Genomic DNA, 14153 nt, shown 5'->3' on the forward strand with positions numbered 1-14153 from the left:
ATGGGATGACGCAGCCGGGGCAGACAGGGACGAATTCCCATTACCCCTATATCTCGGAGACATGATGTCCGGACTCATCCTCAATGCCGTCACCAAGCAGTTCGGTCCGTTCACGGCCGTCGACCAGGTACAGCTGGCCGTCCCGCACGGCACCTTCGTCTGCATGCTCGGACCTTCGGGCTGCGGCAAGACGACGTTGCTTCGGATGATCGCCGGCCTCGACACGCCGACCGGCGGTTCGATCGTGCTCGACGGCGAGGACATCACGGCCGTGCCGACCCACAAGCGCAATCTCGGTATGGTATTCCAGTCGCTGGCGCTGTTCCCGCATCTGACGGTGGGCGAGAACATCGCCTATCCGCTGCGCATCCGCGGCATCGGCCGTGAGGAACAGGTGAAGCGTGTCAACGAACTGCTCGCCATGATCCATCTCGCCGGCTATGCCGACCGGCCCGTCACCAAGCTGTCCGGCGGCCAGCGCCAGCGCGTGGCGATCGCCCGGGCGCTCGCCATCTCGCCGAAACTCTTCCTGCTCGATGAACCGCTCTCGGCGCTCGATGCCAAGTTGCGCGAGGCCATGCAGGTCGAACTGCGCAAGCTGCAGCAGCAGCTCGGCATCACCACCATCGTCGTCACCCACGACCAGCGCGAGGCGATGACGATGGCCGACACCGTGGTGGTGATGAACGGCGGCAAGATCCGCCAGGCGGCAAGCCCGATCGAGATCTACCGCAAGCCCGCCGACCGCTTCGTCGCCGATTTCATAGGTTCCACCAACCTCCTGCCGCTCACCGTCGAGGGCGGGCGCACGCTGGTGCTCGGCCAGGCGGTCGAAGGGATCGCGCCGCCTGCGGGCCTGGCTGCGGCCAGCCTTTCGGTCCGCCCGGAGGATATCCATCTTTCCGCGCCGGGTGAGGGGCGGCTCACCGGCCGCGTCACCTTCATCCGCGATCTCGGCGGCACGATCGAGACTTTCATCGACGTGCGCGGCACCGAAGTGGTGGCCGTCTCGACGCCGCGCGAACGGCCGGTGGTCTCGGTCGGCCAGGACGTCGGCGTGGGCATCGATCCCGCCACCGCCGTGGTGCTTGCCGCATGAGACGCGAACCGCCCCAAAGAGCCCTCGACTATGCGCCGCTCGCCTTTCCGGCGGCCATGCTGATCCTGTTCTTCGTCGTGCCGTTTGCGACGATGATCGCCGTCAGCTTCTTCCAGCGCAATCCCGCCGGTTTCTATTCGCCGGCCTTCGTTCTCGACAATTACGCCCGCTTCATCAGCCCCTTCTTCGCCGGCGTGCTCGGCTTCTCGCTGATGCTGGCGATCGCGGTGGCCGTCGTCTGCGTGGTGCTCGGCCTCCCGTTCACCTATCTGCTCGCCCGCATGTCACGCAAAGCCCAGGTGCTGTGGCTGGTGGCGCTGCTGTCGATCCTGTCCCTGTCGGAAGTCATCATCGGCTTTGCCTGGTCGACGCTGTTTTCCCGCACCGCCGGCATCACCAACCTGCTCGTCATGATCGGGCTGATGGAAAAGCCGGTGGCGCTGATGCCGAATTTCGGCGCGGTGCTGACCGGCATGACCTATCAGGCGCTGCCCTATACCGTGCTGGTGCTCTATCCCGCGCTTGTCCGGCTTGATCCGACGCTGACCGAGGCGGCCCGCACCCTCGGCGCCTCGCCGATCCGGGCCTTCTTCACCGTGGTCGTCCCGGCGCTTCGGAACACCATTCTCGCGACGCTGATCATGGTCTTCATCTTCGCGCTCGGCTCCTATCTGCTGCCGCAGATCCTCGGGCGGCCGCAGCACTGGACGCTGTCGGTGCTGATCACCGACCAGGCGATCTATCAGTCGAACATGCCGTTCGCAGCGGCCATGGCGGTGTTCCTCGTGCTCGTCACGCTTGGCATGGTGGCGCTGACCCTGTTCGTCGGCCGCAAGGGAGAGACGGCATGAACACGCTGCTGACCCGTATTTACTTTACCCTGATCGGTATCTTTCTTGCCGCTCCGATCGTCGTCGTCGCCGGTGTCTCGGTCAACGAGAAGCAGAGCCTGACCTTCCCGCCGCAGGGCTTTTCGCTCGCCTGGTACGGCGCGATCTTCACCGATACCGGCTGGCGCGCGGCCTTTTTCGCCTCGGTCGTGCTGGCGCTCGCCTCGGCGGCGCTGGCGGTGGCGATCGCCCTGCCGCTCGCCTGGTTCCTGTGGCGGCGGATCGCCCCCTGGGCCAACATCTTCCAGGTGCTCGGCATCGCCCCCTTTACCCTGCCGCCCGTCATCACGGCATTGGGGCTCCTGACCTTCTGGGCGACCACCGGCTTCTACGGCCAGCCCTGGACGGCGGTCATCGGGCACGCGATCTTCTTCGTGACCCTGCCGCTGGTGACCTTGTCCCTCGGCTTTTCCGCCATCGACCGTTCGCTGGTGGAGGCGGCGGCCACCATGGGCGCCGACGACAGGATGGTGTTCCGCACCGTCGTCCTGCCGCTGATCCGGCCCTATCTGGTCTCCGGTTATGCGTTTGCCTTCGTGCTGTCGCTCAACGAATACATCGTCGCCTACATGACGGTCGGCTTCACCATGGAGACCCTGCCGATCAAGATCTTCAACGCGTTGCGCTACGGCTACACGCCGACCATGGCCTCGGTGACGATCCTGTTCGTCGCGGTCGCGGCGCTGGTCTTCGGCCTCGTCGCCCGGTTCGGCGACCTGCCGAAGCTGCTCGGCGCCATGGCCGAAGACGAGCGCTGATCCACGATCTTGCGCCGGCGTCGGGGTGGACCCCGGCGCCTTTCCAGTTCGTAAGCGTAAATCCTAAAGACTAGCCGGCCAGATTTACCCTTCGTTTAGGTTTGCGGCCTAACCCTTGCTTTGTTCCGGATGGAACTCCGCGCATGACGTAGCGGATGATGAAACATGGGGATGAGGCACATGATGTGCGCAAAAGGGTCCGCAATCATTGCGGACGTGCGTGAACACCTGCCGTCACGGCTCGTGACGGCCAATCGGGTACCCTTGGCGGTGTCCCTTGCGTTTCCCGGCTCCAGCCGGTCCTTGGCCCTTCGGCCAATCCAGTCCACCCTTTTCAGACAAGCGGCCGTCGCGGCGAGCCCGCGCGCCCCGAGGTCCAGATAGTCACGCCATCGGTCCCGCCATGGGACCGTCGCGATGCCTATCGGTGTCCGTCCCGTCACCCCATGCCGGACGGCCCACGATCTCAATAGGCATCGCGGGAGGAGCACGGCACGCCCCCACCCCCCAGAGTCGTGCTCCTCCACCCCCTTAAAGACAGAACGGCCGACGGAATCGCTTCCGTCGGCCGTTCTGCTGCGCAGGAGGGAGGAGTCTCAGCCGCGCAGCATCTCGATGATCGCCGAGAAGTCCCGCCCGCCATGGCCCTGCTTGTCGAACAGGTCGAAGAGCTGGGCGGCTTCGGCGCCGAGCGGGGTTGCAGCACCCGCGGCGAGCGCGGCTTCCTGCGCCAGTTTGAGGTCCTTCAGCATGAGGGCCGCGGCAAAGCCCGGCTTGTAGTCGTTGTTGGCCGGCGAAGTCGGCACGGGGCCGGGGACCGGGCAATAGGTGTTGATCGACCAGCACTGGCCGGACGACGTTGACGCGACGTCGAACAGCGCCTGGTGGGTGAGGCCGAGTTTTTCGCCGAGCGCGAAGGCCTCGCAGACGCCGATCATCGAGATGCCGAGGATCATGTTGTTGCAGATCTTGGCGGCCTGGCCGGCGCCGTTGCCGCCGCAATGGACGATCTTCTTGCCCATGGCTTCCAGCACGGGCTTCGCCCGGGCGAAGGCGTCGTCGCTGCCGCCGGCCATGAAGGTGAGCGTGCCGGCCGAGGCGCCGCCGGTGCCGCCGGATACGGGGGCGTCGAGCGACAGGCAGTTCGCGCCGGCGGCAAGCTCATGGGCCTTGCGGGCGCTCGCGACATCGATGGTCGAGCAGTCGATGAGCAGCGTGCCAGCCTTGGCCGACGTGATGAGTTCTCCCCAGACGGAGAGCACGTGGGCTCCCTTCGGCAGCATGGTGACGACCGTCTCGGCGCCGGCGACCACGTCCTTGATCGACGTCGCGGGCGAGACGCCGGATGCCGCCGCGCTTTTCAGGATCTCGGCCGAGAGGTCGAAGCCCTTCACGGCATGGCCGGCCTTGACGAGGTTGGCGGCCATTGGCCCGCCCATATTGCCCAGTCCGATGAATGCGATAGTGGCCATTTCAGTCTCCTGTCTTTAAGCCTCAGCGGTTGTCCGCGAGGATCATCTCCGCCGCCTTCTCGGCGATCATGATGGTCGGCGAATTGGTGTTGCCGGAGGTGATCGTCGGCATGATCGAGGCGTCGGCGATCCTGAGGTGCTTCAGCGCCCGCATTTTCAAGCGCGGATCGACGACGCTCTGCTCGTCCGAACCCATACGGCAGGTGCCGACCGGGTGGAAGATCGTCGTGCCGATATCGCCGGCAGCGCGCATTAGATCTTCGTCTGACTCGTAGGCCGGACCCGGCTTGAACTCCTGCGGATTGTACCGGGCGAAGGACGGTTGTCGGGCAATCTTGCGGGTGAGCCGGATCGACCTGACGGCCACGTCGCGGTCGGCCGGCGCCGACAGGTAGCGTGGCGCAATCGCCGGCTGGGCGGCGAAGTCCGGTGCCGTCGCGTGCACCGAGCCGCGGCTCTCAGGTCTCAGATTGCAGACGCTGGCGGTGACCGCCGGGAAGGAATGAACCGGCTCGCCGAACTTTTCCAGCGTCACCGGCTGGACGTGATATTGCAGGTCGGGCGTCTCCTTGTCCGGCCCCGAGCGGGTGAAGATGCCGAGCTGGCTCGGTGCCATGGCCATCGGACCGGAGCGCTTGAGCAGGTATTCCAGGCCGATCGCGGCCTTGCCGATCAGGCTCGAGGCCTTCTCGTTCAGGGTCGGTACGCCGGTGACCTTGAAGGCGAGGCGCAGTTGCAGGTGGTCCTGCAGGTTCTCGCCGACATCGCGCACGTCCTTCACCACCTCGATGCCGGCATTCTTCAGCACCTCGCCACGGCCGATGCCGGAGCGTTCGAGGATATGCGGCGAGCCGATCGCGCCGGCGCACAGCACCGTCTCGCGCCTTGCCGAGAATTGCTTTGTCACGCCGTCATGATGCACCTCGACGCCGGTCACGGCATCATCCTCGATGATCAGGCGCTTGACATGCGCCTTGATCAGAACCGTCAGATTGCCCCGCTTGATGGCAGGACGCAGGAAGGCCTTGGCGGTGTTCCAGCGGATGCCGGAGCGCTGGTTGACGTCGAAATAACCGGACCCTTCATTGCTGCCGCGGTTGAAATCGGCGGTTTCGGGGATGCCGGCTTCCTTGGCCGCCTGCTGGAAGGCTTCGAGCACCGCCCAGCGCACGCGGGCCTTTTCCACCCGCCATTCGCCGCCGGCGCCGTGCATTTCGTCGGCACCCTTGTAGTAGTCTTCCGACTTCCGGAAGAGCGGCAGGACGTCGTCCCAGCCCCAGCCCTCGCAGCCCATCTGCCGCCACTGGTCGTAGTCCCGGGCCTGGCCGCGCATGTAGATCATGCCGTTGATCGACGAGCAGCCGCCGAGCACCTTGCCGCGCGGATAGCTGAGCGAGCGGCCGTTCAGGCCCTCTTCCTTGGCCGTGGTGAAGCACCAGTCGGTGCGCGGATTGTTGATGCAATAGAGATAGCCGACGGGGATGTGCACCCAGTGGTAATTGTCGCTGCCGCCGGCTTCCAGGAGCAGGACGCGCGTTGCCGGATCGGCCGCCAGGCGGTTGGCCATCACGCAGCCGGCGGTGCCGGCGCCGATGACGATGTAGTCGTAGCTTTCCATGCTTCACTCCGCATCGGCCTTGGGGCCGATTTTTGTCAAAGGTGGCGACAGGTCCTGAAGGCACCCGTCTGCCCTTGTGAGTTTGTCAAAGGGCGAGGATCGTCCCTCGGGGGAACCGAACGTGGCAGGCCGGTGGCTGGCGGACACCCTCTTCTCCCCGACGGGGAGAAGTGCCGAGCATAGCGAGGCGATGAGGGGGCCAAGTGCACTCAGACCAGTTGGCTTCGCCCCCCTCATCCCGCGCTGCGCGCGCCCTTCTCCCCGATGGGGAGAAGAGGGGTACCGCCTCCGCTTTCCGTTTCGTCCTTACCGCCGATATTCGAAGCCGAACCTGCGGCCGAGGCGCGAGGCGTAGAATTCGCCGACGATGCCGCGCCGGAAGACCAGCACGCAAACCATGAACACCACCCCGGTGATGACCGTCACGGGGAAGCCGGTGGTGGCGAGATAGTTACCGAGCGTGACCACGAGGCCGGCGCCGAAGATCGGGCCGATCAGCGTGCCGATGCCGCCGAGCAGGGTCATCAGGATGACTTCGCCGGACATCTGCCAGGTCACGTCGGTCAGCGTGGCGAACTGGAACACCAAAGCCTTCAGCGAACCGGCAAGGCCGGTCAGTGCCGCCGACATGACGAAGGCGCCGAGCTTGTAGCGGGCAACCGAATAGCCGAGCGAGGTGGCGCGGGCCTCGTTCTCGCGGATCGACTTGAGGATCATGCCGAAGGGCGAGTTGATGAAGCGCCAGATGACCAGCAGGCCGATGACGAAGACGGCGAGCACGAGATAGTACATCGACAGTGGCTGGCTGAGATCGATGAAGCCGAACAGATGTCCGCGCGGGACCGACTGGATGCCGTCCTCGCCATGGGTGAACTCGGCCTGCAGGCAGAAGAAGAAGAACATCTGCGACAGGGCCAGCGTGATCATGGCGAAGTAGATGCCCTGCCGGCGGATGGCGAAGAAGCCCATGACCAGGCCCAGCATGGCGGCACCTATGACGCCCGTGAGGATGCCGAGTTCCGGCGAAAGGCCCCATTCCTTCACCGCATGGGCGGTGAAGTAGGAAGCTCCGCCGAAGAAGGCGGCATGGCCGAAGGACAGAAGACCGGTATAGCCGAGCAGCAGGTTGAAGGCGCAGGCGAAGAGCGCGAAGCACAGCACCTTCATCAGGAACACCGGATAGAGGAAGAAGGGTGCGGCGATGAGCAGCAGCAGTCCGACGCCGATGAGGACGGCGCGGGCCGTGGACGCATTGCCCGAGGCCGGCGGAACGTGGGTCGAGGTTGTCGTCGTGGTATGAGCCATGTCACGCATCCCGGCCGAAGAGGCCTGCAGGCCTGATGAGAAGAACGATCGCCATGATGACGAAGATCACTATGTTGGAGGCCTCCGGGTAGAAGACCTTGGTCAGGCCCTCGGCGATGCCGAGCATGTAACCGGTGACGATGGCGCCCATGATCGAGCCCATGCCGCCGACGACGACCACCGCGAAGACCACGATGATGATGTTGGAGCCCATCAGCGGCGAGACCTGGTAGATCGGTGCCGCCAGCACGCCGGCGAATGCGGCGAGCGCCACGCCGAGGCCGTAGGTGAAGGTCAGCAGCACCGGCACGTTCACACCGAAGGCCTGGACGAGGGTCGAGTTCTCGGTGGCTGCGCGCAGATAGGAGCCGAGCTTGGTCTTTTCGATCAGCACCCAGGTGGCGAGGCAGACGATCAGCGAGACGACGACGACCCAGCCGCGATAGATCGGCAGGAACATGAATCCGAGATTGGTACCGCCGGCGAGGGCCGAGGGTGTCGCATAGGGCTGCCCCGACGAGCCGTAGAAATAGCGGAACGTGCCTTCGATCGTCAGCGCCAGGCCGAAGGTGAACAGCAGGCCGTAGAGCGGATCGAGATCGTAGAGCCGCCGCAGGAAGAAGCGTTCCACCACCGCACCGACGCCGCCGACGATCAGCGGAGCCAGGACCAGCGCCGGCCAGTAGCCGATGCCGGCGAAGGTCAGCAGCAGGTAGGCGACGAAGGCGCCGAGCATGTACTGCGCCCCGTGGGCGAAGTTGATCATCCTCAGAAGGCCGAAGATGATGGCGAGGCCGAGCGACAGCAGCGCGTAGAAGGAGCCGTTGATCAGGCCGATCAGCAACTGGCCGAACAATGCCTGGAGGGGAATGCCGAAGATCATCGTCATCGTCAGACCCCCAGGACCTTGTGAAGCATGTCCATGCGCTCCGGCAGTTCCTCGACCTTGAACTCGGCCACCATCTGGCCATGCTCCATCAGGTAGAAGCGGTCGGCGACGCGGCTTGCGAAACGGAAGTTCTGTTCGACCAGAAGCACGGTCATGCCTCGCTGCTTGAGGGTTTTCAGGACATCGCCGATGCGCTGGACGATGACGGGAGCGAGGCCCTCGGTCGGCTCGTCGAGCAGCAGCAGGCGGGTGCCGGTGCGCAGGATGCGGGCGATCGCCAGCATCTGCTGCTCGCCGCCGGACAGCCGCGTGCCAGGGCTGTTGCGGCGTTCGTGCAGGTTAGGGAAGAGCTCGAAGATCTCCCCGAGTGTCATGCCGCCCTTGGCCACTTCCGGCGGCAGCATCAGGTTCTCGAGCACGGTGAGCGTCGAGAAGATGCCGCGCTCTTCCGGCACGTAACCGACGCCGTGATGGGCGCTGCGGTGAAGCGGAACCTGCATCAGGTCCTTGCCTCCGAGGCGGATCTCGCCCTTCCGTGTGCGGACGATGCCGGTAATGGTGCGCAGCGTCGTGGTTTTGCCCACGCCGTTGCGGCCGAGAATGGTGACGGTTTCGCCTTCCCGGACATTCATGTCGACGCCATGCAGGACATGGCTCTCGCCGTACCAGGCGTTCAGGCCGCGGACTTCCAGAAGTGCTGTCATCACGCGTCCTCCGTTCCCATGTAGGCGGTGCGGACGCGCGGGTCGCGGCTGACCGTTTCATAATCGCCTTCGGCGAGGATCTCGCCGCGCTGCAGGACCGTGACGTGGTGGCAGATGTCGGCGACGACGGAGAGGTTGTGCTCGACCATCAGAACGGCGCGGGTCTTGGCGACCTCGCGGATCAGTTCTGCAATTACGCTGACGTCTTCCTGGCCCATGCCGGCCATTGGCTCGTCGAGCAGCAGGACCTTGGGATCGAGGGCAAGGGTCGTGGCGATCTCAAGCACGCGCTTGCGGCCATAGGACAGGTCGGCGGCGATGTGGTCGCGCTCCTTGGTCAGGCCGACACTTGCCAGCAGATCCTCGGCATGGCCGTTCAGCGTATCGAGCGCCGAAAGCGGCCGCCAGAACTGATGGGCAAGGCCGTTCGGCCGCTGCAGGGCGACGCGGACATTGTCGAGAACGGTCAAGTGCGGGAAGACCGCGGAAATCTGGAACGAGCGCACCAGCCCCATGCGGGCGACCTTGTCGGGCGGCGTGCGGGTGATGTCGGTGCCGAGCAGGGTAATGGTGCCGGCCGAGGGCTGCAGGAACTTGGTCAGCAGGTTGAAGACCGTGGTCTTGCCGGCGCCGTTCGGACCGATCAGGGCATGAACCTGTGCGTGGTGCACGTCGAGATCGACATCGCGCACCGCGGTGAAGCCGCCGAAGTCGCGGCGGAGACCGCGGGCGGACAAGACCACCCGCGGCTCCTTTTCAGTTGGGACTGAAACGTTCGTCATCAGTCGGCGCTTACTTGACCAGCTCGCAACCGCTCTTGGCGGGGTCGATATAGGCCTCCGCGCCAGGAATGGTGGCGAGGACGTTGAAGTAGTCCCACGGTTCGCTGGACTCGCCCGGCTTCTTCACTTCGAGCAGGTACATGTCGTGGATCATGCGACCATTGGCGCCGACAGTGCCGCCACGGCCGAAGACGTCGTCGACCGGCATTTCATGCAGGGCCTTGGCGACGGCTTCGGTTTCGTCGGTGCCGGCCTTGTCGATGGCCTTGAGGTACTGGGTGACCGCCGAATAGGTGCCGGTGTGGACCATGTTCGGCATCTTGCCGGTGCGCTCGAAGAAGCGCTTGCCGAACTTCTGGCTCTCCTCGTCGCGGTTCCAGTAGAAGCCCTCGGTCAGCGTCAGGCCCTGGGCCGCTTCGAGGCCGAGGCCGTGCACTTCGGCAAGGGTGAAGAGCAGGGCCGCAAGGCGCTGGCCGCCCTGGGTGATACCGAATTCGGCCGCCTGCTTGATGGCGTTCTGGGTGTCGGCGCCTGCATTGGCCAGGCCGACGACCTTGGCGCCGGACGACTGGGCCTGGAGCAGGAAGGACGAATAGTCGGTGGTGGCAAGCGGATGGCGGACCGCGCCCGTGACCGTGCCGCCGCTGGCCTTGACGAAGTCGGAGGTCTGCTGTTCGAGGGAGTAGCCGAAGGCGTAGTCGGCGGTCAGGAAGAACCAGCTGTCGCCGCCCTGCTTGACGAGCGCGCCGCCGGTGCCGACGGCCAGCGCGTGGGTGTCATAGGCCCAGTGGAAGCCGTAAGGCGAGCACTGCTTGCCGGTCAGTTCGGTGGTCGCGGCACCGGTGACGATGTCGATCTTCTTCTTTTCCTTGGCGATCGCCTGGACGGCCAGCGCGACCGACGAGGTGGTCAGTTCCATGATCGCGTCGACCTGCTCGGTGTCGAACCACTGGCGGGCGATGTTGGAGGCGATGTCGGCCTTGTTCTGGTGGTCGGCGTCGACGATCTCGACTGGAACGCCCAGCACCTTGCCGCCGTAATCCTCGATCGCCATCTTCGCGGCTTCGACCGACGACTTGCCGCCGAAGTCGGCGTAGACGCCGGACTGGTCGTTCAGAATGCCGATCTTCACCTTGCCGTCGGACGGCTCGGCGAGAACCGCCGTGCTGGATGCCAATACCATAGCCATGGACGCGATGAGCTTGTTGCGCATTTGATCTCCTCCCAGAGTGCAGGTCGCGAACCTGTTCAAAATTGACCAGCCGTACTCCTCAGAACGGCATGTCATGAGGGCATGATCCCGGAAAGCGCCGGTTGACGCAAGCGCAAGGCTTGACTAATTGCAAACAGGGTCTGTTCATTTCTGAACAGAGGGAGGGTCCATGAGCAACGCCAGTTTCACCTGGGACGATCTGCAGTTCTTCCTGGCCGTCGCCAGGACCGGACAGCTTTCGACGGCGGCGCGCCAGCTTCGATCGAGCCATGCGACGGTGTCGCGGCGCATCGACCGGCTCGAATTCGACCTCAAGGTCAAGCTTTTCGAGCGCAATCCGCGTGGCTACGTGCTGACGACGATGGGGCAGCGCTTCATCGAGACGGCGGAGAAGATCGAGCAGGAGACCGAGCGGCTGCAGGCCGACCTCGCCGGCGGGGCGACCGCCCAGCGCGGCGTGGTGCGGCTCTCGGCGCCGGAGGGTTTTTCCAACTTCTTCTTCACGCAGATGTTACCGGATTTCACCACCGGCCATCCGAGCATTTCGCTCGAGCTGGTGACGATCCAGCAGATCATGGCGCTGTCGCGCAAGGAGGCCGATGTCGCCGTTGTCCTCGACCCGCCGAAGGGTGGGCCGTACTACACCGAGAAGCTCACAGACTATCACCTGAAGATCTATGCGACCCGCGACTACATCGCCAGGCGCGGCGAGCCGAGGAGCCGGGACGAACTGCTGGAACATGCCTTCATCGGCTATATCCAGGACATGATCTTCGCGCCGGGGCTGGATTATCTCGGCGACATCCATCCGCGCATCCGGCCGCATTTCCAGAGTTCCAGCATCTTTGCCCAGTTGACCGCGACCCGCAGCGGGCTGGGGCTCTGCGTGCTGCCGATCTTCATCGCAGATCGCTATCCCGAATTGCAGGCGGTGCTCGAGGACGAGATCGACCTCTGCCGCCACTACTGGATCGCCTGCCATCACGATCTCAGGCAGGTGGCGCGGGTGCGCACCGTGATCGAGTTCCTGCGCGGCGTGGTCAGCGACAATGCCCTGGCCTTTACCGGACGCCCCCTGGTCGGGCGCGCGGTCATCGAGGCGGTGGGCTGACGCGTCAGGCGTTGCGCAGCCGGCCCTCGATCAGGTCGAGAACGGTGCGGGCCGCTTCCATCACATTGGTGCCGGGGCCGAACACGGCCGATACGCCGTGTTGCATCAGATAGTCGTAGTCCTGGCGCGGGATGACCCCGCCGACGACGACAATCACGTCCTTGGCGCCCTTGGCTTTCAGCGCCTCGACCAGCTGCGGGGCGAGTGTCTTGTGGCCGGCGGCGAGCGACGACATGCCGACGACCTGAACCTTCTCGGCGACGGCGAGGTCGGCGGCCTCTTCCGGGGTCTGGAACAGCGGGCCGGCGACGACGTCGAAGCCGATGTCGCCGAAGGCCGAGGCGATCACCTTGGCGCCGCGGTCATGGCCGTCCTGGCCGAGCTTGGCGACCATGATGCGCGGCCTGCCGGCCTTCTTCGCGTAATCGGTGAGGCGGCCGGACAGCATCTGCATTTCCGGGTCGCCTTCATAGGCCTTGCCGTAGATGTCGTGCACGACGATGGGGGTCGCGGCATGGTCGCCGTAGACGACGCGCATGGCGTCGGAAATCTCGCCGACGGTGGCTCGCGCGCGGGCGGCCTCGACGGCGGCTTCCAGGAGGTTGCCCTGGCCGGTGCTGGCGTAGTCGGTGATGCGGACGAGCGCCGCTTCGACCGCCCTCGGATCGCGCTGCCGGCGGGTCTGTTCGATGCGCTTGATCTGCGAGGTGCGCACGGCGGTGTTGTCGATGTCGAGAATGTCGATCGGGTCTTCGTTTTCCAGGCGGAACTTGTTGACCCCGACGATGACTTCCTCGCCCTTGTCGACGGCGGCCTGGCGACGGGTCGCGGCCTCCTCGATCAGCCGCTTGGGCAGGCCGTCGTCGACGGCCTTGGTCATGCCGCCCATGGCCTCCACCTCTTCCATCAGCGCCCAGGCCTTTTCCGCCAGTTCGTTGGTGAGGCTCTCGACATAGTAGGAGCCGGCGAGCGGATCGACGACCCTCGTCACGCCGGTCTCGTTCTGCAGGATGAGCTGGGTGTTGCGGGCGATGCGGGCGGAGAAGTCGGTCGGCAGCGCGATCGCTTCGTCAAGCGCATTGGTGTGCAGCGACTGAGTGCCGCCCAGCGCCGCCGACAGCGCCTCGTAGGCCGTGCGGATGACGTTGTTGTAGGGATCCTGTTCCTGCAGCGACACGCCCGAGGTCTGACAGTGGGTGCGCAGCATCAGCGAGGAGGCCTTCTTCGGCTGGAATTCCTGCATGGTGCGGGTCCACAGCAGGCGCGCGGCGCGCAGCTTGGCGGCTTCCATGAAGAAGTTCATGCCGATGGCGAAGAAGAAGGACAGGCGGCCGGCGAAATCGTCGACGTTCAGCCCCTTGGCGAGGGCGGCGCGGACATATTCGCGCCCGTCGGCCAGCGTGAAGGCGAGCTCCTGCACCAGCGTCGCCCCGGCTTCCTGCATGTGATAGCCGGAGATCGAGATAGAATTGAACTTCGGCATCTCCTTCGCCGTGTATTCGATGATGTCGGCGATGATCCGCATCGAGGGTTCGGGCGGGTAGATGTAGGTGTTGCGGACCATGAACTCCTTGAGGATGTCGTTCTGGATGGTGCCGGAGAGCTGTGCCCGCGGCACGCCCTGTTCCTCGCCGGTGACGATGAAGTTGGCAAGGATCGGGATCACGGCGCCGTTCATGGTCATCGACACCGAGATCGCCTCAAGCGGGATGCCGTCGAACAGGATCTTCATGTCCTCGACCGAGTCGATCGCCACGCCGGCCTTGCCGACATCGCCGACGACGCGGGGATGGTCACTGTCATAGCCGCGGTGGGTGGCGAGGTCGAAGGCGACAGAGACGCCCTGCTGGCCGGCGGCGAGCGCCTTGCGGTAGAAGGCGTTCGATTCCTCCGCCGTGGAGAAGCCGGCATATTGCCGGATGGTCCAGGGGCGGCCGGCATACATGGTGGCGCGCGGACCGCGGACGAAGGGGGCAAAGCCGGGGAGCGAGCCGAGATGGTCGATGCCGGCAAGGTCGTCCGCTGTGTAGAGCGGCTTGACGTCGATGCCTTCAGGCGTGTGCCAGGTCAGCGTGTCGGCCGGACGCTTCAGCTCCTTCTCGGCCAGCGCTTTCCAGTCCTTGATCGTCTTTTCGGTCATCGATCGGCTTCCTCTTTACGATGGGCAGAAACACCCCCCTCTGGCCTGCCGGCCATCTCCCCCTCAAGGGGGGAGATCGGCTGGGGGCGGCCTAGCGCCCACCTTTTGGCCTTGCGGGGTATCGTCGGCGTCTTATCTGCGAATGCCACATATGTTCTTGGCAGGACGGTTC

General features: G+C 65.0%; 12 protein-coding genes. 4 read left to right on the plus strand and 8 right to left on the minus strand.

Translation table 11 applies throughout. The features are described from left to right. The first annotated feature begins 64 nt into the window (after window positions 1-64). Genes AC07Y0_RS01415 through AC07Y0_RS01425 form a run of 3 tightly spaced genes read left to right on the plus strand, consistent with a single transcriptional unit; the run spans window position 65 to window position 2747 of the window. Entirely contained in the window at window positions 65-1099 is a 1035-nt protein-coding gene (locus AC07Y0_RS01415) for an ABC transporter ATP-binding protein (RefSeq protein ID WP_498673806.1), read from the plus strand. Beyond that, the gene (locus AC07Y0_RS01420) at window positions 1096-1950 is read left to right on the plus strand and encodes an ABC transporter permease (protein WP_498673809.1); all 855 of its coding nucleotides are present in this window, start codon (window positions 1096-1098) and stop codon (window positions 1948-1950) included. The genes AC07Y0_RS01415 and AC07Y0_RS01420 overlap by 4 nt, the downstream gene beginning before the upstream one ends. Further along, window positions 1947-2747, plus strand: coding sequence for an ABC transporter permease (locus AC07Y0_RS01425; RefSeq protein ID WP_498673811.1), 801 nt, complete (start codon window positions 1947-1949; stop codon window positions 2745-2747). Before AC07Y0_RS01420 ends, AC07Y0_RS01425 begins: the two co-directional genes overlap by 4 nt. A gap of 596 nt (window positions 2748-3343) precedes the next feature. Here AC07Y0_RS01425 and mmsB read toward each other — a convergent pair. The 7 genes from mmsB to AC07Y0_RS01460 form a co-directional block, all read right to left on the minus strand. Next, the gene (gene mmsB / locus AC07Y0_RS01430; RefSeq protein ID WP_498673813.1) at window positions 3344-4219 is read right to left on the minus strand and encodes a 3-hydroxyisobutyrate dehydrogenase; all 876 of its coding nucleotides are present in this window, start codon (window positions 4217-4219) and stop codon (window positions 3344-3346) included. A gap of 22 nt (window positions 4220-4241) precedes the next feature. After that, on the minus strand, window positions 4242-5837 hold the full coding sequence (locus AC07Y0_RS01435) for a GMC family oxidoreductase (protein ID WP_498673817.1): 1596 nt from the start codon (window positions 5835-5837) through the stop codon (window positions 4242-4244). Between the two features lie 306 nt (window positions 5838-6143). Continuing rightward, window positions 6144-7142, minus strand: coding sequence for a branched-chain amino acid ABC transporter permease (locus tag AC07Y0_RS01440; RefSeq protein WP_498673821.1), 999 nt, complete (start codon window positions 7140-7142; stop codon window positions 6144-6146). A gap of 1 nt (window position 7143) precedes the next feature. Continuing rightward, on the minus strand, window positions 7144-8031 hold the full coding sequence (locus tag AC07Y0_RS01445; RefSeq protein ID WP_498673823.1) for a branched-chain amino acid ABC transporter permease: 888 nt from the start codon (window positions 8029-8031) through the stop codon (window positions 7144-7146). 2 nt (window positions 8032-8033) lie between these two features. Further along, complete coding sequence (locus tag AC07Y0_RS01450) at window positions 8034-8735, minus strand: ABC transporter ATP-binding protein (protein ID WP_498673825.1); 702 nt, start codon at window positions 8733-8735, stop codon at window positions 8034-8036. Next, window positions 8735-9517 (minus strand): ABC transporter ATP-binding protein, encoded by a 783-nt coding sequence (locus tag AC07Y0_RS01455; protein WP_498673828.1) that lies wholly within the window; start codon window positions 9515-9517, stop codon window positions 8735-8737. The genes AC07Y0_RS01450 and AC07Y0_RS01455 overlap by 1 nt, the downstream gene beginning before the upstream one ends. A gap of 10 nt (window positions 9518-9527) precedes the next feature. Continuing rightward, window positions 9528-10730 (minus strand): ABC transporter substrate-binding protein, encoded by a 1203-nt coding sequence (locus tag AC07Y0_RS01460; RefSeq protein ID WP_498673830.1) that lies wholly within the window; start codon window positions 10728-10730, stop codon window positions 9528-9530. 169 nt (window positions 10731-10899) lie between these two features. Between AC07Y0_RS01460 and AC07Y0_RS01465 the strand changes: the two genes are divergently transcribed. Then, window positions 10900-11841: a LysR family transcriptional regulator gene (locus tag AC07Y0_RS01465; protein ID WP_498673832.1), complete on the plus strand. Its 942-nt coding sequence runs from the start codon at window positions 10900-10902 to the stop codon at window positions 11839-11841. Between the two features lie 4 nt (window positions 11842-11845). Here AC07Y0_RS01465 and scpA read toward each other — a convergent pair whose 3' ends face one another. Continuing rightward, window positions 11846-13981, minus strand: coding sequence for a methylmalonyl-CoA mutase (gene scpA, locus AC07Y0_RS01470; protein WP_498673836.1), 2136 nt, complete (start codon window positions 13979-13981; stop codon window positions 11846-11848). Window positions 13982-14153: the final 172 nt, after the last annotated feature.

This window comes from Allorhizobium sp. GW101-3B10, from assembly GCF_059424725.1.

Coding starts and splice junctions, on each gene's coding strand:
- AC07Y0_RS01445 (WP_498673823.1), bottom strand. CDS start 8,031: ATGACGATGATCTTCGGCATTCCCCTCCAGGCATTGTTCGGCCAGTTG.
- AC07Y0_RS01435 (WP_498673817.1), bottom strand. CDS start 5,837: ATGGAAAGCTACGACTACATCGTCATCGGCGCCGGCACCGCCGGCTGC.
- AC07Y0_RS01465 (WP_498673832.1), top strand. CDS start 10,900: ATGAGCAACGCCAGTTTCACCTGGGACGATCTGCAGTTCTTCCTGGCC.
- AC07Y0_RS01425 (WP_498673811.1), top strand. CDS start 1,947: ATGAACACGCTGCTGACCCGTATTTACTTTACCCTGATCGGTATCTTT.
- scpA (WP_498673836.1), bottom strand. CDS start 13,981: ATGACCGAAAAGACGATCAAGGACTGGAAAGCGCTGGCCGAGAAGGAG.
- AC07Y0_RS01460 (WP_498673830.1), bottom strand. CDS start 10,730: ATGCGCAACAAGCTCATCGCGTCCATGGCTATGGTATTGGCATCCAGC.
- AC07Y0_RS01440 (WP_498673821.1), bottom strand. CDS start 7,142: ATGGCTCATACCACGACGACAACCTCGACCCACGTTCCGCCGGCCTCG.
- mmsB (WP_498673813.1), bottom strand. CDS start 4,219: ATGGCCACTATCGCATTCATCGGACTGGGCAATATGGGCGGGCCAATG.
- AC07Y0_RS01455 (WP_498673828.1), bottom strand. CDS start 9,517: ATGACGAACGTTTCAGTCCCAACTGAAAAGGAGCCGCGGGTGGTCTTG.
- AC07Y0_RS01415 (WP_498673806.1), top strand. CDS start 65: ATGTCCGGACTCATCCTCAATGCCGTCACCAAGCAGTTCGGTCCGTTC.
- AC07Y0_RS01450 (WP_498673825.1), bottom strand. CDS start 8,735: ATGACAGCACTTCTGGAAGTCCGCGGCCTGAACGCCTGGTACGGCGAG.
- AC07Y0_RS01420 (WP_498673809.1), top strand. CDS start 1,096: ATGAGACGCGAACCGCCCCAAAGAGCCCTCGACTATGCGCCGCTCGCC.